The sequence below is a fragment of the Pseudomonas sp. Leaf15 genome (assembly GCF_001421425.1).
GTDB classification, from domain to species: Bacteria; Pseudomonadota; Gammaproteobacteria; order Pseudomonadales; family Pseudomonadaceae; genus Aquipseudomonas; species Aquipseudomonas salomonii.
In genome coordinates, this window is the sequence record NZ_LMKI01000032.1 from 191,849 (window position 1) to 212,186 (window position 20,338).

Consider the following 20,338-nt stretch of genomic DNA (forward strand, 5'->3'; position numbering starts at 1 on the left):
CTAACCCCACCAATTTTATTTGAATTCCAATGCCAGGGCCGCGCACCAAGACTGGCCTCGCGCACTCTGGGGCAACAACTTCAGCTGACGTCCATGCTCATGCGGCGTAATGGTAATGGTCAGGTCCGGCTTTGGCAAAAAGCCTGTGCCTTTATCTGGCCACTCGATCAGGCACAGTGCATCTTCATCGAAGTAATCACGGATGCCCATGTACTCCAGTTCTTCGGGATCGACCAGCCGATACAGGTCAAAGTGAAAGGCGCGAACTGCACCGATCTCGTAGGGTTCGACCAAGGTGAACGTCGGGCTTTTTACCGCGCCCGTGTGGCCCAGCCCACGAATAATCCCCCGCGACAGCGTGGTTTTGCCCGCGCCCAGGTCGCCTTCAAGGAAAATCAGTCCCGCGCCGGCCGTAACCTGTGCAATACGCTGACCCAACGCGACCATGGCGTCTTCATCAGCCAGAAAAAGGCTTACTTCAGGCACGGCGACTGCTCCTCCAGCAATTGACGAATGGCAGGTATCAGGTCGCTGGCGGCCAGGCCGCGACCATAAGTGCCTTGGCGATCCCCTGCCGTAGCGTGTAACCACACGGCCAGGCAGCTTGCCTCATAGGCAGGCATGCCTTGGGCCAGCAAGGCGCCCACCAAGCCGCTCAGCACATCCCCCAAACCGGCCGTCGCCATTGCTGGATGGCCTTGGTCACAGCGCGAAACACGGCCTTCCGGGCTGGCAATCAAACTGCCAGCACCCTTGAGGATAGCCACTGCATTGAATGTCTGGCTTAAAGCGCGCGCCACGTTAAGGCGGTCGGCCTGAACCTCGGCTGTCGTGATGCCCATCAACCGCGCCGCCTCACCGGGATGCGGCGTGATTACGCTGTTGGCCGGCAGGCTTACACCGCCTGCGGCCAACTGGTTCAAGGCATCGGCATCCCAGACTTGCGGCTGCTGGGCGTTGGCGGCAACCGACAGCAGGCTTTTGCCCCAGGACGCTGCGCCCAGGCCGGGACCGATAACGATCACCGAGATTTTTTCCAGCAACCCCATCAACTGGTTGGCCGAACTCACGCCGACGGTCATGACTTCCGGCAGGCGCGCCAGTGCGGCTGGCACGTGCTCAGGGCGAGTCGCCAGCGAGACCATGCCGGCGCCACTGCGCAGAGCGCTTTCAGCACTCAACAGCGCAGCACCGCCAAAGCCATGGTCGCCGCCGATGACCAGCAGGTGGCCGAACTGGCCTTTATGGGCGTCCGGGGAACGTGCAGCCAGTTGCGGCAAATGGCCGTGCAACAGCGGCTGTACGTCGGTAATTGTGTGTTTTGTCTGCGGCATGCGTCTTCAAGCTCCGATGTCTGGCAGAATTATACGCATCTAACCTGTGGTTTCCCGTGTCTCATGCCCGCAATTACCTCCGATCTGCCCGCCCTCGCCCAATCGATCAAAGACTGGGGCCGCGAGCTGGGCTTTCAACAAGTCGGCATCAGCGGCCTGGACCTGGCCGAGCATGAGCTGCACCTGCAACGCTGGCTCGACGCGGGCTACCACGGCGAGATGGACTACATGGGCGCCCATGGCAGCAAACGCTCGCACCCCGAAGAACTGGTGCCGGGCACGCTGCGCGTGGTGTCGCTGCGCATGGATTATCTGCCAGGCGACACGCAAATGGCGCAGTTACTGGCCAAGCCAGACAAAGCCTACATCTCCCGTTACGCCCTGGGCCGCGATTACCACAAGCTGATCCGCAAGCGCGTCCAGCAACTGGCCGACCGTATCCAGGCACAGATCGGCCCGTTTGGCTTTCGCGCCTTTGTCGACAGCGCGCCCGTGTTGGAAAAAGCCATTGCCGAACAAGCCGGCCTGGGCTGGATCGGCAAAAACACCCTGGTGCTCAATCGCAAGGCCGGCAGCTATTTCTTTTTGAGCGAACTGTTTGTCGATTTGCCCTTGCCGGTGGACGCGCCCCACGCCACCGAGCATTGCGGCCGCTGCACCGCGTGCCTGGATATCTGCCCCACCAATGCCTTCGTCGGCCCTTATGTGCTCGACGCGCGGCGCTGCATTTCCTACCTGACCATCGAACTCAAGAGTGCGATCCCCGAGGACCTGCGCCCATTGATCGGCAATCGGGTGTTCGGCTGCGATGACTGTCAGATCGTTTGCCCGTGGAATCGTTTCGCCCGATCCACGGCCGAGAGCGATTTCAAGCCACGGCACAATCTGGATAACGCAGAACTGGCCGAATTGTTTATGTGGGACGAGGATAAATTCCTCAGCAGCACCGAAGGCTCGCCCCTGCGTCGCGCCGGGTATGAGCGCTGGCTGCGCAACCTGGCAGTGGGCCTGGGCAATGCGCCATCAAGCATTCCGGTGCTCGAAGCCTTGAAAGCACGTCGCGATTATCCGTCCGAACTGGTGCGTGAACATGTGGAATGGGCACTGAACCAGCACGCTACGCGCTAGTGCACGTCGTCGTTGTAGACGAACTTGGGCATTTCCCAGTGAAAACGGATCGCCAGCAGGCGTAGCAGAAAACCGCTGAATAGCGTCAGCAGAATCGCCTGCTCGCTGGGCAGTTGCAGATACAGGCACAGCATGTAGAACCAGGCGGCGAGAAACGACACGCTGGCGTACAGCTCGCGGCGGAAGATCAGCGGGATGTCGTTGCAGAAGATATCGCGCAGGATGCCGCCAAATACGCCCGTGATCACGCCGCTGACCGAAGCCACCAGCATACCGTGGCCCATCTCCAACGCAGTCATGCAGCCGATCAGGGTAAACGCCACCAAGCCCAAGGCGTCCAGCGCCAGGAACAACGAACGCAGGCGGCGCATCAGCGGCGCGATAAAGATCGTCACCAGTGCTGCGATTGAGGTCAGCACCAGGTATTCCGGGTGTTTGACCCAGGTCAGCGGGTAATGCCCCAGCAGCACATCGCGCACCGAACCACCGCCCAGCGCGGTGACGCAGGCGATCAGCACCACGCCAAACCAGTCCATGCCACGGCGCCCGGCGGACAGCGCGCCGGTCATGGCTTCGGCGGTGATGGCGACGAGGTAGAGCATCAACAGCATGATGGCGATCCTTGCGAATAGGCGCGCATTCTAATCATTGGGTGATGGCACCAAAAGGGGGCGCATGGCGAAAGACCGTGTCGACAGCATCGCAGGCAAGCCAGCTCCCACATTTGAATGTGTTCACAAGTCAAAGTGTGGGAGCTGGCTTGCCTGCGATAGGGCCTGGTATCTACACAACTTGAAGGCATCCAGATTTCCCTGTGGCGAGCAGGCTTGCCCTGCGTTGGGCTGCGAAGCGGCCCCAGTAAAGACACTGCAATTTTCCTGAAAGAACTCAGCGTCTGGATTTGGGGCTGCTTCGCAGCCCAACGCAGGGCAAGCCTGCTCGCCACAACAGCCCACTTACCCCAGACTTTGTTTCAACCGGCTGCGTAGACACCAATGCTGCAATGGGGCCAGAGCAGGCGCCACAGATTCAAGCCTTGATGAAATGCTTGCGGTAATGCTGCAGCTCGGCGATCGACTCGCGAATGTCATCCAGCGCCAAATGCGTGCTGCCCTTATGGAAGCTGTCCTTGACCTCCGGCGCCCAGCGCGCCGCCAGCTCTTTGAGCGTGGACACGTCCAGGTTGCGATAGTGGAAGTAGCTTTCCAGCCCCTTCATGTGCGTATAAAGGAAGCGACGATCCTGGCAGATGCTGTTGCCGCAGATCGGCGACTTGCCCTTGGGCACCCACTTTTCCAGGAAAGCGATGGTTTCAGCTTCGGCGTCGCGCATGCTGATGCGGCTGTCGCGCACGCGCTGGGTCAGGCCGGAGTTGCCGTGGGTGCGGGTGTTCCACTCGTCCATGGTGGCCAGTACGGCGTCGCTGTGGTGGATGGCGATCACCGGACCTTCGGCCAAGGTGTTGAGGTTGCTGTCGGTGACAATGGTCGCCATCTCGATGATGACGTCGGTGTCGGGGTTCAGACCGGTCATTTCCAGATCGATCCAAATCAGGTTCTGTGGGTTTTGCATGGCTTGATTCTCTTGGCCCTTGGCTTAGCTGCGCAGTTTAGCAGGCGGGGGCGTGCTAGACTCGCGACCGTTTTACCCAACCTTTGCATTATCGACACGGAACACCAATGGCCAAACGCCAGCTCAATCGCCGCCAAAACTGGCGCATCGAAAAGATTCAAGGCGAACGCGCCGCTCGCGCCGCCAAACGTGAATCCTCCGCCGTGGAAGCGCTCGAGGGCGGCGACCTGGGCCCTGAACAAACGGGCCTGGTGATCGCGCACTTCGGCGTGCAGGTCGAAGTCGAGGCGCTCGAAGGCGAACTCGCAGGTTCGGTGTCGCGCTGCCACTTGCGCGCCAACCTGCCTGCGCTGGTCACCGGCGACAAGGTCGTGTGGCGTGCCGGCAACCAGGGCATCGGCGTGATCGTCGCCCAGTTGCCGCGCACCACCGAACTGCGCCGCCCCGACAGCCGTGGCCAGCTCAAGCCGGTGGCGGCCAACGTCGACATGATCGTGATCGTGTTCGCACCGCTGCCCGAGCCGCATGCCAATTTGATCGACCGCTACCTGGTCGCAGCCGAGCACGCCGGCATTCGCCCGCTGCTGCTGCTGAACAAATTCGACCTGATCGACGAACAGAACGCCCCGGCGCTCAATGCGTTGCTGGCGGTCTACCGCACCCTGGGTTACCCGGTACTGGAAGTGTCTGCGCATCACGGCAATGGCATGGAACAGCTGCAACAGCAATTGGACGGCCGCATCAGCGTGTTCGTCGGCCAGTCGGGCGTGGGCAAGTCATCGCTGGTCAACAGCCTGCTGCCGGAAGTCGACACCCGTGTCGGCCCGCTGTCGGAACTGTCAGGCCAGGGTACCCACACCACCACCACCGCGCGGTTGTTCCACTTCCCCGGCGGCGGTGAGTTGATCGACTCCCCAGGCATCCGTGAATTCGGCCTCGGCCACGTCAGCCGCAGCGATGTGGAAGCGGGCTTTATCGAGTTCAACGACCTGATCGGCACCTGCCGCTTCCGCGACTGCAAACACGACCGCGAGCCGGGCTGTGCGTTGCTCAAGGCTCTGGAAGATGGGCGTGTGCAGCAGCAGCGAATGAACAGCTATCGGTCGATTATTGCGAGCTTGCCGGAGAGCAGCTACTAAACCGCAGATACAACAAGGCCGCGATTATCGCGGCCTTGTTGTATCTGGACTACGAACCCGGCGTTGGCGCAGGCGCCGTCGGGTCTTTCACCCCGCCGTCATCAAACAGGTTCAGCTTCTGCCGCAGTTCATGGGCTGGTAGCGGCTCCTGACCTGGCGGAATGGCATTCGGATCGGCCGGCACTTCACCCGGTGCGCCTTCGCCCTGGGTCGGCGCCGCAGGTGGCGGCTGATCACCTTCAATCGCACGCTGGGCTTTTTTAGTCAGCACCACGATATCGATGCGACGGTTGATCGGGTTGAACGGGTCTTTAGGGTCAAACAACTGCGAGGAGGCAAAACCTACCACGCGTGCCACTTGCGGGTCGGGATAGCTGCCCGCCACCAGCGCACGGCGGGCGGCGTTGGCGCGGTTGGCCGAAAGCTCCCAGTTGCCGAAGTCGCCCTGGCCCGCATAGGGTTTGGCGTCGGTGTGACCGCTGATGCTGATCTTGTTCGGCACCGCCTTGATGGTGTCGGCCATGGCCAGCAGGATGTCTTCAAAGTACGGTTTCAAGCGCGCACTGCCGGAATCGAACATCGGCCGATTGGCCGCATCGGTGATCTGGATACGCAAGCCTTCGGGGGTGATCTCGAAGGAAATCTGATCCTTGAATTTCAGCAGCTGCGGGTTTTCTTCGACCTTGGTCTGCAGCTCTTGCAGCAACAATTCGAGGCGCTCTTTCTCGACCTGTTCGGCCATGCTCTCGACGGTGTCGCGCTCGATCGGGATGTTTTCCTGCGGCGACTCGGTTTTGACCTCGGGGTTGATGGTGCGCTCAGGCGCCAGTTGCGGCGAGCCGCCCAGGTCGATCACGAACGGCGTGCCGCTTTCCGAAAAGCCAATCGGGTCCTTGAAGTAACCGGCGATGGCAATCTTCTGTTCCGGCGTGGCGGTCGACATCAGCCACAGCACCAGGAAGAACGCCATCATCGCCGTGGCAAAGTCGGCGAAGGCGATTTTCCAGGCGCCGCCATGGTGCCCCGCAGCGAAGCGCTTGACGCGCTTGATGATTATCGGCTGGTTGTTTTCCATGACTTAGCGACCGCGAACCGCTTGTTCCAACTCGGCAAAACTTGGGCGATGTTTCGGGTACAGCACCTTGCGCCCGAACTCCACCGCCAGCGATGGCGGCATGCCGGACGCCGAAGCCACCAGGCAGGCCTTGATCGCTTCGTACAAGTTCACTTCTTCCTTGGCATCGTGGGCCAGGGACGTGGCCAGTGGGCCGAAGAAACCGTAGGCCGCGAGGATACCGAAGAAGGTCCCGACGAGGGCCGCGCCCACGTGCATGCCAATGGCCTTCTGGTCGCCTTCACCCAGGGATGCCATGGTCACCACAATGCCGAGTACCGCCGCGACGATACCAAAACCGGGCATGCCGTCGGCGACGCCGGTCACGGCGTGCGAAGGATGCTCCAGCTCTTCCTTGAGGCTGAACAGCTCCATGTCGAACAGCCCTTCCAGCTCATGCGGGGCCATGTTGCCGGAGGACATGATGCGCAGGTAATCACAGATGTAGGCGGTCATGCGCTCATCTTTGAGCACGGCCGGGTACTTGGCGAAAATCGGGCTGGCGGCAGCGTCTTCGATATCCCCTTCGATGGCCATCATGCCTTCGCGGCGGCTCTTGTTGAGGATCTCGTAGATCAGCCCCAGCACCTCGAGATAAAAAGTGTGGGAGAAGCGCGAGCTGAACATGCCCAGCGACTTTTTGATCACGTGCATGGTCATGTAGCCGGGGTTGGCCTGCAGGAAAGCACCAAACGCAGCGCCGCCGATGATCAGCACTTCGAAGGGCTGGATCAGCGCGGCAATTTTACCGTGGGACAGGACGTACCCACCGAGCACACTTGCGATGACGACGATGATGCCGATAATTTTAGCCATAGGAGATTGGTACTTGCGCCGTCGGGTTCATGGACATAGTGGGTGCTGCAGAAAACTCTTGTTCTACTTATCGGCAAAACTGCGCCAGACTATAGCCCGTTAAGGCGAAAAACCAATTCGGCCCGTTCCGGGTGTGTTGAACGCAAGTGATGATCGCGCCCCAATCATGGCAAACGAAACGACAGTTCCACATACAAAACCCACCACCCTCGCCGCTTGGATCAAGCGCCTGGACGATGTGCTGCTGCCTGTTCCTCAGGCTAGTCACGAACGCGTGTGCAAGGCCATCCGCGACAGCCGTAGTTCATTGCGAGATATTGCCGAGCTGATGCAAAACAGCCCGGCGCTGGTGCTCAGTGTGATGCGCGAGGCCAACAGCCAGGCGCACGGCAGCCTGTCGGGGCCAGCAGAAAACCTCGAAGTGGCGCTGAACCGCCTGGGCCTCAAACGCGCCGAAGAATTGCTCGCGCGTCTGCCCTCGGTGCCGGAAAAAGACATTCCGGTGGCCCTGCGCCAACTGCTGCTGGTGAGCCAGCACGCCTCACAGCAAGCCAACGGTTTATTCGCCAGCCGCCTGGCGCGGCTGTGGCAAGACATCCACTGGGGCAGCCTGCTGTTTCTGTCGCCACTGTGGCCGCTGGCCGTGGCCTACCCCAAGCTTCTGGAAGAATGGGAGCTGCGGGTCATCCACAAAGGCCAGTCGGCGCGCAAGGTCGAGCAGGAACTGTTCGGTGTACGCTTGCTCGACCTGTGCCTGGGCTTGACCGAAGCCTGGCACCTGCCGATCTGGGTGTCCCAGGGCTACAACCTGCTGCTGACCGAGCAGCGCCTGCTGGTCAAGACGCTGCACATCGCCCGCGAAGACGACGCACTGCGCCAACAGCAATTGCTCGATGCCGAACCCAACCTGCGGCGCTGGTTGAACCAACCCGCCAACACCGTGCTGCTGGCCAACGGCCTGGCAATGTCGGCTCAGGAATCCTGGACCTGCCCGCACACCGAGCGCTGGCAATACCTCACCGCGCTGTACCTGCAAGCACCGCTGTGTGACGTGCAGCAGCAGGCTCACCAACAAGCGGTGACCAGCGCGCGCACCACCTTGATGGCGGACCTGTGGCACCCGGCACTGTCACTGATCTGGCCGTGGCATGTGCAGAAGGTCCATCGCGGCCTGCTGCCCGCACCGCCGCCTACTGCCGAATCCTTGGCCGTGTGGCGCAAGCGCTGCACCGAATTGCTGGTCGAGCCGAGCCGCTTTGCCAACGCCATGCACTTGACCACCTGCGCCAGGGAAGCCTTGGTCGCCAGTGGCATGCAGCGGGTCTTACTGTTTATGGCCGACCGCGCCCTGAGTACCTTGCGTGTGCATCAGGCCGATGGCTTGCCCAAGGACGCTGCCAACCTGAGCCTGGACGTCGTCAACAGCACGCTGCTGCAGCGCCTGCTGGAAAAGTCCGCCCAGGTGCGCCTGACGCCAGACAATCACGCGCAATTTTCCGCGTTGCTGCCGCCGATCCTGCGCCGCTGGTTTACCGGTGAACACCTGTTGCTACGCTCTCTGAGCTGCAATGGCCGCGTGGTGATGCTGATGGTCGCCGACCAGGGCGGCGGGCCGTTCTCGGAAACCACCGTGCAGGCTTTCGGCAAAACCGCTCAATGCATCGAGAAAGCGCTGCACAGCTTTACCAACCGCAGCGCCTGATGCTTGCGCTACAATCGCGCTCTTTTATCGCCAACATTTGTGCCCAGGAGACCTCACATGCCTGACTTCTCTGGCTTGCCGCTGGTGATCGAGTCCAGCGACCTGCTTGGTCGCCTGGATGCCGACCACTTGATTCTGGTGGACCTCACCAGTGCCGCCCGCTACGCCGAAGGGCATATCCCCGGCGCGCATTTCGTTGACCCCAAGCGCACCCAACTGGGCCAGCCGCCTGCACCCGGCTTGCTGCCGCACAAGGCCGACCTGGAAAAGCTGTTCGGCGAACTGGGCCACACCCCGGACGCCACTTACGTCGTCTATGACGACGAAGGCGGCGGCTGGGCTGGGCGGTTTATCTGGTTGCTCGACGTGATCGGCCACCAGAAGTGCCACTACCTGGATGGCGGCCTGCTGGCCTGGCTGGACGAAAAGCACCCGGTATCCACCGAAGTGCCCGCACCGGTTGGCGGCCCGGTCAGCCTCACGCTGCACGACGGCCCCACCGCCACCCGCGAATACCTGCAAAGCCGCCTTGGTGCAGCCGACCTGGGCATCTGGGACGCGCGCGGCCCGCTGGAATATTCCGGCGAGAAAGTGCTCGCCGCCAAGGGCGGGCACATCCCCGGCGCCGTCAACTTCGAATGGACTGCCGGCATGGACCAGGCGCGCAACTTGCGCATCCGCCGCGACATGCCGCAGATCCTCGAAGACCTCGGGCTGACCCGCGACAAAGAAATCATCACCCACTGCCAGACTCACCACCGCTCTGGCTTCACCTACCTGGTGGCCAAGGCGCTCGGTTATCCGCGAGTCAAAGGTTATGCCGGTTCCTGGGGCGAATGGGGCAACCACCCCGACACCCCCGTCGAGATTTAAGGTTTAAGGACAGTTATGAAAAAGCAGTTGTTTATCCTCAGCCAGTACTTGCTGCCGCACCACTTGCTGTCGCGCCTGGCCGGCTGCATTGCCGAGTGCCGCGTGCGCTGGTTCAAGAATGCCTTCACCGCGTGGTTCGCCAAGCGCTACCAAGTGGACATGTCTCAGGCACTGGTCGAAGACCTCACCGCCTACGAGCACTTCAACGCCTTCTTCACCCGTGCCCTGAAAGACGGCGCCCGCCCGCTGGATGAAACCCCAGGCGCGGTGCTGAGCCCAGCCGACGGCGCGGTCAGCCAGCTTGGCCCGATCGAACATGGCCGGGTGTTCCAGGCCAAGGGCCACAGCTACAGCGTGCTGGAGTTGGTGGGGGGCGATGCGGCGCTGGCTGCACCGTTCATGGGCGGTGATTTCGCCACCATCTACCTGTCGCCGAAAGACTACCACCGCGTGCACATGCCGCTGGCCGGCACGCTGCGCGAGATGGTCTACGTGCCAGGCCGGATTTTCTCGGTCAACCAGACCACGGCCGAAAATGTGCCGGAACTGTTTGCGCGCAACGAGCGTGTTGTCTGCCTGTTCGACACCGAACGCGGCCCGATGGCTGTGGTGTTGGTGGGCGCGATGATTGTGGCGTCGATTGAAACCGTATGGGCCGGGCTGGTGACGCCGCCGAAGCGTGAGTTGAAAACCTTCCGTTACGACGAAGCTGCACGTGCGCCGATTCATCTGGAGAAAGGCGCTGAGCTGGGCCGTTTCAAACTGGGTTCGACCGCCATCGTGCTGTTCGGGCCGGATCAGGTGAAGTGGGCAGAAGAGCTGGTGGCAGGTACGCCGGTGCAGATGGGCCAGGGTATCGCCGCGCCTAAAGCCTGACCTGATCGCTCCCACGCTCTGCGTGGGAGCGCCCTCCTGTGACGCTCTGCGTCACGCCCTTGAAGCTGACGCGGAGCGTCAGGGGCGGCATTCCCACGCGGAGCGTGGGAACGATCAATCTTGCAGTTAGATCGGGTTACAGCTGACCATCGCGATCGCGAAAGCCCAGCAGATACAGCACACCATCCAGCCCCAGCGTCGAAATCGCCTGCTTGGCCGATTGCTTGACCAGTGGCTTGGCACGGAACGCCACGCCCAACCCGGCAATCGCCAGCATCGGCAAGTCATTGGCGCCATCGCCGACGGCAATGGTCTGCTCCAGACGCAAACCTTCCTTGTGGGCCAATTCCTTCAGCAGGTCCGCCTTGCGCTGTGCGTCGACAATCGGCTCGACCGCCACGCCGGTCACCTTGCCATCCACCACTTCCAGCTCGTTGGCAAACACGTAGTCGATGCCCAGCTTGGCCTGCAATTGCTTGGCGAAGTAGGTGAAGCCACCGGACAGGATTGCGGTTTTGTAGCCCAGGCGCTTGAGTTCGGCAAACAAGGTTTCGGCGCCTTCGGTCAGGCGCAGCGAAGCACCGATCGAATCCAGCACGCTCACGTCCAAGCCCTTGAGCAGCGCCAGGCGCTCTTTGAAGCTGGCGCGAAAATCCAGTTCACCGGCCATGGCGCGCTCGGTGATTTCGGACACCTGCTCGCCCACGCCCGCGGCCTTGGCCAACTCGTCGATGACTTCAGCTTCGATCAGTGTGGAGTCCATGTCGAACACCGCCAGGCGGCGGTTACGGCGGAACAGCGAATCTTCCTGGAAGGCGATGTCGACATTCAGTTCCTGGGCCACGCTGAGGAACTCGGCGCGCAGGGCTTGCGGGTCGGCCGGTTCGCCGCGCACGGAGAACTCGATGCAGCCCTTGCCTTTGTCCGCCGGCGTGTCCAATGGCATACGACCCGACAGACGGTCGATGTGGTCGATATTCAAACCATATTGAGCGGTGATCGAGCTGACCCGCTGCAATTGTTCGGCGGTTACTTTGCGGGTCAGCAGCGTCACGATATGGCGCTTTTTGCCCTGGCCTTCGACCCAATGCTGGTAATCGGCTTCGGAAACCGGGGTGAAACGCACCTGCTGATCAAGCTTATAGGCCGTAAACAGGATGTCTTTGAGCACCGACGAGGCCTGCTCGGTGCTGGGGATTTCCACCAGGATGCCGAACGACAACGTGTCGTGGATCACCGCTTGGCCGATGTCGAGAATGTTCACACCACCCTGGGCCAGAACACCGGTAATGGCTGCGGTGAGACCCGGGCGGTCTTCGCCGGTGATGTTTATCAGGACAATTTCGCGCAAAGCGCACCCCCAGGCTGGAAAAAAACCGCATTCTACCCACTTTCAGTGACCATCGGGCACAGCGAGCGCTTTGCCGGTTCTAGGCCTGTCGCTATACTGCGCGTCAACTTCACGGACCAAGAGCCGAGCGCAAGTGAACCGGCCCACGCCAGTAAAAACCGATAACTTCTTCCTGCTGATCTTCCGGGCACTGCGCCACCGCCGTGTACCGATCGCATTACGCATCGCCAGCCATAACGTGATCCTGGTCGCTCTGGCCTTGGTGATCTACGCCTGCGTGATGGGTTTGCAGTTCAAGCAGGCCATGCACGAGCAAGCCGACGCCCTGGGCGAGAGCCTGACGACCCAGACCGCCACCTCGGCGACTGAGTTGCTGGTGTCCAACGACATCCTCAGCCTCAACGTGCTGCTCAATAACCTGACCAAGAACCCGCTGGTGGCCCACGCCGCCATCTACAGCGTGGACAACCGGATCATGGCCGAAGCCGGGCAGCGCCCGAAAAACGGCCTGTTGGGTGAAGCCGAAGGCCTGTATTCGAGCAATATTACGTTTCAGGATGTGAAGGCCGGGCAACTGCGCATCAGCCTCGACATGCAGCAATTCCAGCAGCCGATGACCATCAGCCTGCAAAGCATGGGCATCCTCAGCGCGATCCTGCTGGCCCTGGCCCTGGCCCTGAGCTTGCGCCTGGGTCGGCATATCTCCACGCCGCTGATGCAACTGCGCATCTGGCTGCGCGATATCGACGAACACACCCCGGCCACCGACCGCCAGGATGAAATCGGCGACCTCGCCCGCCAGCTTCATGCCAGCTTCGCTCCCGAGCCGGTGGTGCCTGAGGTTGAACCCGAGCCTGAGTACGACGACACCGACTACGACGACGAGCCCGAGTTTGAAGTGCGCAACCTGCGTGACCCAGGCTTTGACGAAAGCGCGCCGGTGGCCGCCCCCAAGCCTGCGCCACGCCAGGTGATCAAGGCCGAAGAAGACGAACTGGACGATGAAGACCCGTTCGCCGACCTGCGCGACACCTCGGCCGCCGCACCCGTTGTCGCCCCGCAACCTGCGCCGGTGAAAAATACCGAGCCGCAGCACAGCGCCGTACTGGCGGTGCAACTGGGCTCGCAGGACCAACTGCGTCGCCTGCCCCGCGCCCGCCTCACCGAATTGCTGGAGCGCTACCGCGACTGCCTCGACCAGGCCGCGTCGCTCTACCAGAGCGAGCTGCACACCCTGAACGATGGCAGCACGTTGATGCTGTTCCACAGTGAAGACAGCGGCGAAGACTACCTGACCAACGCGATTTGCTGCGGCGAGCTGCTGCGCGCCCTCGGCCATGCCTTGCAGATTGAAGTGGCCGACAGCGGCATTACCTTGCAGCTGCAACTTGGCCTGACCGTCGGTGACGATCTGTTCGGCATGAGCCAGATCGACCTGCTGCTTACCGAGATCGCCCAGGACGCGCTGGCCTTGTCCCAACACAGCCGCAACCTGCTGCTGGTGGAGCGCAAGATCAGTGAAGATGCGTTGATCCGCCAGCGCGCACGTATCCGCCCGATTGCCAGCCCTGAAGGCGCGAGCTGTGTGGAGCGGCTGATGGAGCCGTACCCGTCGATGCTCGAGCGGCAGTTGGCGCGGATGCATGAGACCCGTAACAAGCCCTGATGGCTGATCGTTCCCACGCTCCGCGTGGGAATGCATTCCGTGACGCTCTGCGTCACTGCTGCGCAACGGGACGCGGAGCGTCCCAAGAGGCATTACCACGCGGAGCGTGGGAACGATCAACAACAAAAAGGCCCGCTGAGTCAGCGGGCCTTTTGTTTGGGCGCGATTCAGATCAGAACCTGAACACTTCCATATCCGTGCGAATCGGCGTGGCCATCGGCATCTTAGGCTTCTGCGGAGCTGACGGTTTGGCCTGGGACGGCGCTTGCTTGCGCGGCGCCTCGGCCACTGGCGGCTGGTTGGCCAATGGCTTGAGCGCGACCGACAACTGTTGCGCCAGATGCTGCAACAACACGCCCTGGGCCTGGACCTGGGACGCGGTGGTGCCGGTATGTTCTTCCTGCAGGTGCACGATGCGGTTATCGCGCACCTGGCCACGGCGGTCGATCAAGCGCCATTGGGCGTCAAGAATCGCCGGTTGCGAAGTACCCGAATCGAGCCGCGTAATGGTCAGCAATACCTGCACATCCGGGGTAAAACCGGCTGGCCCAGGTGCAAGCACCACACGCTGGCTGTCGAGATGGCCAGCCACCTGACGCAACATCAGCTGGTTGATATCGGACGACAAACTACCCGCCCAACGACCATCGGTGGAACCTTGCAGGCTGCCGTCGTTCTGACGTTGAAGCAAGGTTTCGCGTTGCAGGTAATCAGCAACGACGACCGGGCCAAGCAAAACGGCCATGCCTGCGGTTTGCGCAGGCTGAGCCGGACTTCCGCTGTCCAGCTGGTACAGCGACACCGGCTGGTGTGTGCTGCAACCCGCCAGCCCCAAAAGGCCAGCGAGCATCAAAAATAAAGGAAGGCGTGGAGCAGTCATCATCCCATCCAGGTGGCTGCCACAAGGCGAACCACAATGTAATACTAAAAATAACCTAAACACGCTCGGCCACGCCGGCGCTGGAAAGGCCATATCATCCGTGAATATGCGCCCTGACTCCAGCGCGAAAGCGTCGATCTACGCGTTAAATCGTAGATCGAGCCCTCTAAACTGCCTTAAACAGGCGTTTCCACCAGCAAAGCATCCACGCGCTGGAAGCCACGCGGCAGTTTATTACCCCGTCGGCCACGCTCACCCTTGTAGTGTTCAAGGTCGTCAGGGCGCAGAGACAACGTGCGCTTGCCGGCCTGGAGCACCAGGGTAGAACCTTCCGGGATCACCGCGATGTCGGTCACGTACTCTTCGCGACTGGCCACGCGCTCCCCGGGAATCCCGATAATCTTGTTGCCCTTGCCTTTACCCAACTGCGGCAAATCGCTGATCTTGAACACCAGCAAACGCCCTTCAGTGGTCACCGATGCCAACCAATTGCTCTCGCGGTCTTCCACGGTACGCGGCAGGATCACCTTGGCGTTGTTCGGCAAGCTCAACAACGCTTTGCCCGCCTTGTTCTTGGCCTGCAGGTCTTCACCCTTGACCACAAAACCGTAACCCGCGTCGGAGGCGATCACATACAGCGAATCGTCGTCCGGCAGCAGCACACACTCGAAATTCGCCCCCGGTGGCGGCGTAAGGCGCCCGGTCAGCGGCTCGCCCTGCCCGCGTGCCGATGGCAAGGTGTGCGCCGGCACCGAGTAGCTGCGCCCGGTGGAGTCGATAAACACCGCAAATTGGTTGGAACGCCCGGCGGCAGCGGTCTTGAAACCATCGCCGGCCTTGTACGAGAGGCCGGTGGCGTCAATATCATGCCCTTTGGCGGAACGAACCCAACCCTTTTCCGACAGAACGACGGTAATTTTCTCGTTAGGCAGCAACTCGGTTTCTGTCAGAGCTTTCGCTTCTGCGCGCTCGACAATCGGCGAACGACGGTCATCGCCATAGGTTTCGGCGTCTTTGATCAGTTCGCTGCGCACCAGCTTCTTGAGCTTGGATTCGCTGCCCAACAGGGCTTGAAGCTTGGCTTGCTCCTTGAGCAGCGCGTCTTGCTCGTCACGCAACTTCATCTCTTCAAGCCGCGCCAACTGACGCAAGCGGGTGTCGAGGATGTAGTCGGCCTGGATCTCGCTCAGCTCGAAACGCGCGATCAGCTCGGCTTTCGGGTGCTCAGCGGTGCGGATGATGTGGATCACTTCATCCAGGTTGAGGTAGGCGATCAGCAAACCGTCCAACAGGTGCAGGCGGCGCTCAACCTTGTCGAGACGAAATTGCAGGCGGCGGCGCACGGTCTGTACGCGGAACTCCAGCCATTCCACCAGCAGGTTGCGCAGGTTTTTCAGCTGCGGCTTGCCATCCAGGCCGATGATGTTGACGTTGACGCGATAGCTGGACTCAAGGTCGGTGCTGGCGAACAGATGCTGCATCAGCACTTCGTGGTCGACCCGGCTGTTGGTCGGGATGATCACGATGCGGCAGGGGTTTTCGTGGTCGGACTCATCACGCAAGTCAGCCACTTGCGGCAATTTCGACGGCTTGGCCTGCATCAGCGCGGCGATCTGCTCCAGCACCTTGGCACCGGACACCTGGTGCGGCAGTGCAGTGACAATAATGTCGCCGTCTTCAATGTGGTAAACCGCGCGCATGCGCACCGAGCCCTTGCCGGTCTCGTACATCTTCAGCAGGTCGGCACGCGGCGTGATGATTTCCGCTTCGGTCGGGTAATCCGGGCCTTGAATATGCTCGCAAAGCTGCTCGACCGTAGCTTTTGGCTCATCAAGCAAACGCACACAGGCAGTCGCGACTTCGCGCAAGTTGTGCGGCGGCACGTCAGTGGCCATGCCGACCGCGATACCGGTGGTGCCATTGAGCAGGATATTCGGCAAACGCGCCGGCAACACCAGCGGTTCGTCCAAGGTGCCGTCGAAGTTCGGCCCCCAGTTCGCGGTGCCCTGGCCCAACTCGCTGAGCAGCACTTCCGAGTAACGCGACAGACGCGCCTCGGTGTACCGCATGGCGGCGAAGGACTTGGGATCATCCGGCGCACCCCAGTTACCCTGGCCGTCCACCAAGGTGTAGCGGTAGCTGAACGGCTGGGCCATCAGCACCATGGCTTCGTAGCAGGCCGAGTCGCCGTGGGGGTGGAACTTACCGAGCACGTCACCGACGGTACGCGCCGATTTCTTGTGCTTGGAATCTGCGTCCAGGCCCAACTCACTCATGGCGTAGATAATGCGCCGCTGCACGGGCTTCAGGCCGTCGCCGATATGCGGCAAGGCGCGGTCCATGATCACGTACATGGAGTAGTTGAGGTAGGCATTTTCGGTGAAGTCAGCCAGCGATCGGCGTTCTACGCCATCTAAGCTGTCTGCGAGGATGTCACTCATGCGGGCCTCATCATTGTTTGGTCTGGCGCAGCAGCATGGTGCCGCTGCGCTGGGTAAATTCAAGTTGTTTCAATGCACTCATGCCCAACAGCACCTGCTCGCCACCCAGGCCCGGCGCTACCAGCGCGCGGACGTCCTGCAGGACGATATCGCCCAGCTTCAGGCGATCAAGGCGGGTGCGGTAGCCCTGGCTACGCCCATTGGCGGTGCTCAAGGTCACGGGCGGGCCACGTTGGAGCCCGAGGCGGTCGGCCAATTCGGCCGGCACCGCCACATCGGTCGCGCCGGTGTCGAGCATAAACTCCACCGGCGATCCGTTGATCTCGCCGCTGGCGACAAAATGCCCTTGGCCGTTGCCCAGCAATTTCACTTCGATGTAACCCTCGTGCTGCTCCGAGGTCACTACGGCGTTGGGGTTTTCCTGGCGCGCTTCCCACTGCCCAAAAAAACGCGTGGCCAAAAACAGCCCGGCGCCCCATGCCACGAACATCAGTACACGTCCGGCACGCTTGCCGGGCGGCGCTGCCGTCATGGTTGCGCGCCCCAGCCACCGGCCGGCGCGGCAAAACGATAGACCACCGGGCGTTTCTCACCGTCGGCACGCGGGCCAAAATTATTGTCGATGCCCAACCACGCCCCTTCGGCATCCATCACCAGGGCCTCGGCCAAGCCATAGGGCTGGGCATAACGCCGGTTCGGTGCCAGGGTTTCGTCGGCAAACGACCAGCACAGCTCAACTTTGGCCGTGACCGCATCGCGCCGGCAAATCTGGAACGCATTGCGCTCCAGGGTAAACAGCTTGCCGTTGAACAGCGCCAGGTCGGCAAAGTCCTTGGACACCGCCTTGGCGTTGGTGAACTGTGCCGGTTGCACTTCCTGGCCGGCCTCGCTCAGCAACACACAGGGCCCATCGCAATCCCACACGCTCTGGCCACGCTTGATCGAGATCAACCCTCGTCGCTCTCGCTCGGCGGCCAGCCAGATCTGATTGCCTTCGGGGTTGATCGCCAAACCTTCGAACAAGGCATTGAAGTGCAGCAACATCCCACTGGCCCGCGCTTCGCGGACCATGCCCGGAGCAATCTTCAACCATTGCGGCGCACCGTTCACCGGCACTTGCAGCACCGCCGCATGGGCTTCACTGACAATGTAGCGGTTGCCGGCGGCGTCACAGGTGATGCCTTCAAAATCCAGGTCGCCGCCACGAATGAACGATGCAGCCTTGGTGCGCGAGCGCAGCCCCCAAGGCAGGCCGGACTCGGGCACCGGTGGCACCTCGATCTTCACGGTTTCGGCCTTCCAGGTCGGCGCGCTGATATCGAGGCGGTAAATCTGGTCGTCATCGCGGTCGGAAACCGTCCACAGGTCCTGGCCACACAGCGCCAGGCCCGACAGGTTGCCACCGCGCATGCCGTCCACCGGGTGTTCGGAGACTAATTTAAGCTCAGCCACGGGCGCGGCCACCGCTTGGGTGGCCACCAACCCGCTCAACATCAGGATCGCCAGGGCGAAGCCTGTGCGCATCAGCCCAGTACCTCGGCCAGGTTACCCTTGGACTCCAGCCAGGCTTTGCGGTCCGGCGCACGCTTTTTCGCCAGCAGCATGTCCATCATTTCCGACGTACCGGCGAAGTCTTCCAGGGTCAACTGCACCAGGCGCCGAGTATTCGGGTCCATGGTGGTTTCGCGCAGCTGCGGCGGGTTCATCTCACCCAGGCCTTTAAATCGCGTGACCTGCGGCTTGCCGCGTTTCTTCTCGGCCACCAGGCGGTCGAGGATGCCATCGCGCTCGGCTTCGTCGAGGGCGTAGAAAATCTCTTTGCCCAGGTCGATTCGGTACAAGGGCGGCATGGCGACGTAGACGTGGCCGGCATCCACCAATGGGCGGAAGTGCTGCACAAACAGCGCGCAGAGCAACGTGGCGATGTGCAGGCCGTCGGAGTCGGCGTCGGCGAGGATGCAGATCTTGCCGTAGCGCAGCTGGCTCATGTCCGCCGCGCCCGGGTCTACACCAATGGCCACGGCAATGTTGTGCACTTCCTGGCTGGCCAGGACTTCGCTGCCGTCGACTTCCCAGGTGTTGAGGATCTTGCCGCGCAACGGCAGGATCGCCTGGAACTCCTTGTCCCGCGCTTGCTTGGCGGAACCGCCGGCGGAGTCACCTTCGACCAGGAACAGCTCGGAGCGCATCGGGTCTTGCCCGGCGCAATCGGCCAATTTGCCTGGGAGTGCCGGGCCCTGGGTGATGCGCTTGCGCTCGACTTTCTTGCTGGCCTTCAAACGACGGCCGGCGTTATTGATCGCCAGCTCCGCCAGGGCCAGGCCCAGTTCCGGGTGTTCGTTGAGCCACAGGCTGAACGCGTCCTTGACCACACCGGAGACAAACGCCGCCGCCTCACGGGACGACAAACGCTCTTTGGTCTGGCCGGAGAACTGCGGCTCCTGCATTTTCATCGAGAGCACGAACGCGATGCGCTCCCACACGTCTTCCGGCGCCAGCTTCACGCCGCGTGGCAACAGGCTGCGGTATTCGCAGAACTCACGCATGGCGTCCAGCAAACCCTGGCGCAAACCGTTGACGTGGGTGCCGCCCTGGGCGGTGGGGATCAGGTTGACGTAGCTTTCCTGCACGCTGTCGCCACCTTCGGGCAACCACAGCAGCGCCCAGTCGACGGCTTCTTTATTCCCCGCCAGGCTGCCGCAGAACGGCTCGTTGGGCAGGCGTTCGAAGTCGCTGACCGAGTCTTCCAGGTAGGAGCGCAGGCCATCTTCGTAGTGCCACTCGACCTTTTCGCCGGTGCCCTTGTCTTCAAAGCTGACCAGCAGGCCGGGGCACAACACCGCCTTGGCCTTGAGTACGTGCTTGAGGCGGCTGATGGAGAACTTTGGCGAATCGAAGTATTTCGGGTCCGGCGCGAAGTACACGCTGGTGCCGGTGTTGCGCTTGCCGACGCTGCCGATGACTTCCAGGTCGGTGGCCTTGTAGCCATCGGCGAAGGTCATCTGGTACTCGTTGCCGTCGCGCTTGACCTTGACCCGCACCAGTGTGGACAGGGCGTTGACCACGGAAATACCCACACCGTGCAAGCCACCGGAGAACTGGTAGTTCTTGTTGGAGAACTTGCCACCGGCGTGGAGCTTGGTAAGGATCAACTCGACGCCCGACACACCCTCTTCCGGGTGAATGTCCACCGGCATGCCGCGACCATCGTCGGACACTTCCAGGGAATGGTCGGCGTGGAGGATGACCTGTACCGACTTGGCGTGCCCGGCCAAGGCTTCGTCGACGCTGTTGTCGATGACTTCCTGGGCAAGGTGGTTCGGCCGACTGGTGTCGGTGTACATGCCGGGGCGTTTGCGCACCGGGTCGAGGCCCGAGAGGACTTCGATGGCGTCGGCGTTATAAGAGCTAGCGCTGGGAGTGGCCATGGGGTCTCGTCGTGAGTC

Annotated in this window: 18 protein-coding genes; 6 read left to right on the forward strand and 12 right to left on the reverse strand. The window is 61.7% G+C overall.

Translation table 11 applies throughout. The features are described 5' to 3' along the window. Nucleotides 1-15: 15 nt before the first annotated feature. Nucleotides 16-486, reverse strand: coding sequence for a tRNA (adenosine(37)-N6)-threonylcarbamoyltransferase complex ATPase subunit type 1 TsaE (gene tsaE, locus ASE80_RS20340; protein WP_017138466.1), 471 nt, complete (start codon nucleotides 484-486; stop codon nucleotides 16-18). Continuing rightward, nucleotides 474-1,334, reverse strand: coding sequence for an NAD(P)H-hydrate dehydratase (locus tag ASE80_RS20345; protein WP_056860530.1), 861 nt, complete (start codon nucleotides 1,332-1,334; stop codon nucleotides 474-476). The genes tsaE and ASE80_RS20345 overlap by 13 nt, the downstream gene beginning before the upstream one ends. Nucleotides 1,335-1,397: 63 nt before the next feature. On the opposite strand from ASE80_RS20345, the gene queG reads away from it, so the two are divergent. After that, on the forward strand, nucleotides 1,398-2,462 hold the full coding sequence (queG, locus tag ASE80_RS20350; RefSeq protein WP_056860531.1) for a tRNA epoxyqueuosine(34) reductase QueG: 1,065 nt from the start codon (nucleotides 1,398-1,400) through the stop codon (nucleotides 2,460-2,462). Here queG and ASE80_RS20355 read toward each other — a convergent pair. Next, complete coding sequence (locus tag ASE80_RS20355) at nucleotides 2,459-3,076, reverse strand: trimeric intracellular cation channel family protein (protein ID WP_170039141.1); 618 nt, start codon at nucleotides 3,074-3,076, stop codon at nucleotides 2,459-2,461. The two genes, queG and ASE80_RS20355, sit on opposite strands and share 4 nt — an antisense overlap. Before the next feature lie 415 nt (nucleotides 3,077-3,491). After that, on the reverse strand, nucleotides 3,492-4,034 hold the full coding sequence (gene orn, locus ASE80_RS20360) for an oligoribonuclease (protein ID WP_056860533.1): 543 nt from the start codon (nucleotides 4,032-4,034) through the stop codon (nucleotides 3,492-3,494). A gap of 107 nt (nucleotides 4,035-4,141) precedes the next feature. Between orn and rsgA the strand changes: the two genes are divergently transcribed. Beyond that, nucleotides 4,142-5,173, forward strand: coding sequence for a small ribosomal subunit biogenesis GTPase RsgA (rsgA, locus tag ASE80_RS20365; protein ID WP_003171340.1), 1,032 nt, complete (start codon nucleotides 4,142-4,144; stop codon nucleotides 5,171-5,173). A gap of 49 nt (nucleotides 5,174-5,222) precedes the next feature. On the opposite strand, the gene motB is transcribed toward rsgA, so the two are convergent. Both motB and motA read right to left on the reverse strand, forming a co-directional pair. After that, a complete protein-coding gene (gene motB, locus ASE80_RS20370) occupies nucleotides 5,223-6,248 on the reverse strand; it encodes a flagellar motor protein MotB (protein ID WP_017138471.1) in 1,026 nt (341 codons plus the stop codon). Between the two features lie 3 nt (nucleotides 6,249-6,251). Beyond that, nucleotides 6,252-7,103 carry a flagellar motor stator protein MotA gene (gene motA, locus ASE80_RS20375; RefSeq protein ID WP_017138472.1) on the reverse strand — a complete coding sequence of 284 codons (852 nt, stop codon included), beginning with the start codon at nucleotides 7,101-7,103 and terminating at the stop codon, nucleotides 6,252-6,254. A gap of 166 nt (nucleotides 7,104-7,269) precedes the next feature. On the opposite strand from motA, the gene ASE80_RS20380 reads away from it, so the two are divergent. The 3 genes from ASE80_RS20380 to asd are packed head-to-tail and all read left to right on the forward strand — an operon-like array spanning nucleotide 7,270 to nucleotide 10,554. Then, entirely contained in the window at nucleotides 7,270-8,805 is a 1,536-nt protein-coding gene (locus tag ASE80_RS20380) for an HDOD domain-containing protein (protein WP_056860534.1), read from the forward strand. A 57-nt stretch (nucleotides 8,806-8,862) separates the two neighbouring features. Continuing rightward, nucleotides 8,863-9,678: a thiosulfate sulfurtransferase gene (gene rhdA / locus ASE80_RS20385; RefSeq protein ID WP_056860535.1), complete on the forward strand. Its 816-nt coding sequence runs from the start codon at nucleotides 8,863-8,865 to the stop codon at nucleotides 9,676-9,678. A gap of 15 nt (nucleotides 9,679-9,693) precedes the next feature. Further along, nucleotides 9,694-10,554 (forward strand): archaetidylserine decarboxylase, encoded by an 861-nt coding sequence (asd, locus tag ASE80_RS20390; RefSeq protein WP_056860536.1) that lies wholly within the window; start codon nucleotides 9,694-9,696, stop codon nucleotides 10,552-10,554. Nucleotides 10,555-10,690: 136 nt separating this feature from the next. On the opposite strand, the gene serB is transcribed toward asd, so the two are convergent. Then, on the reverse strand, nucleotides 10,691-11,905 hold the full coding sequence (serB, locus tag ASE80_RS20395; RefSeq protein WP_017138476.1) for a phosphoserine phosphatase SerB: 1,215 nt from the start codon (nucleotides 11,903-11,905) through the stop codon (nucleotides 10,691-10,693). Nucleotides 11,906-12,038: 133 nt separating this feature from the next. Between serB and ASE80_RS20400 the strand changes: the two genes are divergently transcribed. Beyond that, entirely contained in the window at nucleotides 12,039-13,571 is a 1,533-nt protein-coding gene (locus tag ASE80_RS20400; protein WP_056860537.1) for an AhpA/YtjB family protein, read from the forward strand. A gap of 172 nt (nucleotides 13,572-13,743) precedes the next feature. On the opposite strand, the gene ASE80_RS20405 is transcribed toward ASE80_RS20400, so the two are convergent. The 5 genes from ASE80_RS20405 to parE all read right to left on the reverse strand — a co-directional run bounded on the left by ASE80_RS20405 (nucleotide 13,744) and on the right by parE (nucleotide 20,320). Next, on the reverse strand, nucleotides 13,744-14,451 hold the full coding sequence (locus ASE80_RS20405) for a PqiC family protein (RefSeq protein WP_026013799.1): 708 nt from the start codon (nucleotides 14,449-14,451) through the stop codon (nucleotides 13,744-13,746). A gap of 176 nt (nucleotides 14,452-14,627) precedes the next feature. After that, nucleotides 14,628-16,892 (reverse strand): DNA topoisomerase IV subunit A, encoded by a 2,265-nt coding sequence (gene parC, locus ASE80_RS20410; protein ID WP_056860538.1) that lies wholly within the window; start codon nucleotides 16,890-16,892, stop codon nucleotides 14,628-14,630. A 10-nt stretch (nucleotides 16,893-16,902) separates the two neighbouring features. Further along, a complete protein-coding gene (locus ASE80_RS20415; RefSeq protein ID WP_056860539.1) occupies nucleotides 16,903-17,424 on the reverse strand; it encodes a retropepsin-like aspartic protease family protein in 522 nt (173 codons plus the stop codon). After that, complete coding sequence (locus tag ASE80_RS20420; protein ID WP_056860540.1) at nucleotides 17,421-18,416, reverse strand: esterase-like activity of phytase family protein; 996 nt, start codon at nucleotides 18,414-18,416, stop codon at nucleotides 17,421-17,423. Before ASE80_RS20420 ends, ASE80_RS20415 begins: the two co-directional genes overlap by 4 nt. Beyond that, entirely contained in the window at nucleotides 18,416-20,320 is a 1,905-nt protein-coding gene (parE, locus tag ASE80_RS20425; RefSeq protein ID WP_056860541.1) for a DNA topoisomerase IV subunit B, read from the reverse strand. Before parE ends, ASE80_RS20420 begins: the two co-directional genes overlap by 1 nt. Between the last annotated feature and the right edge of the window lie 18 nt (nucleotides 20,321-20,338).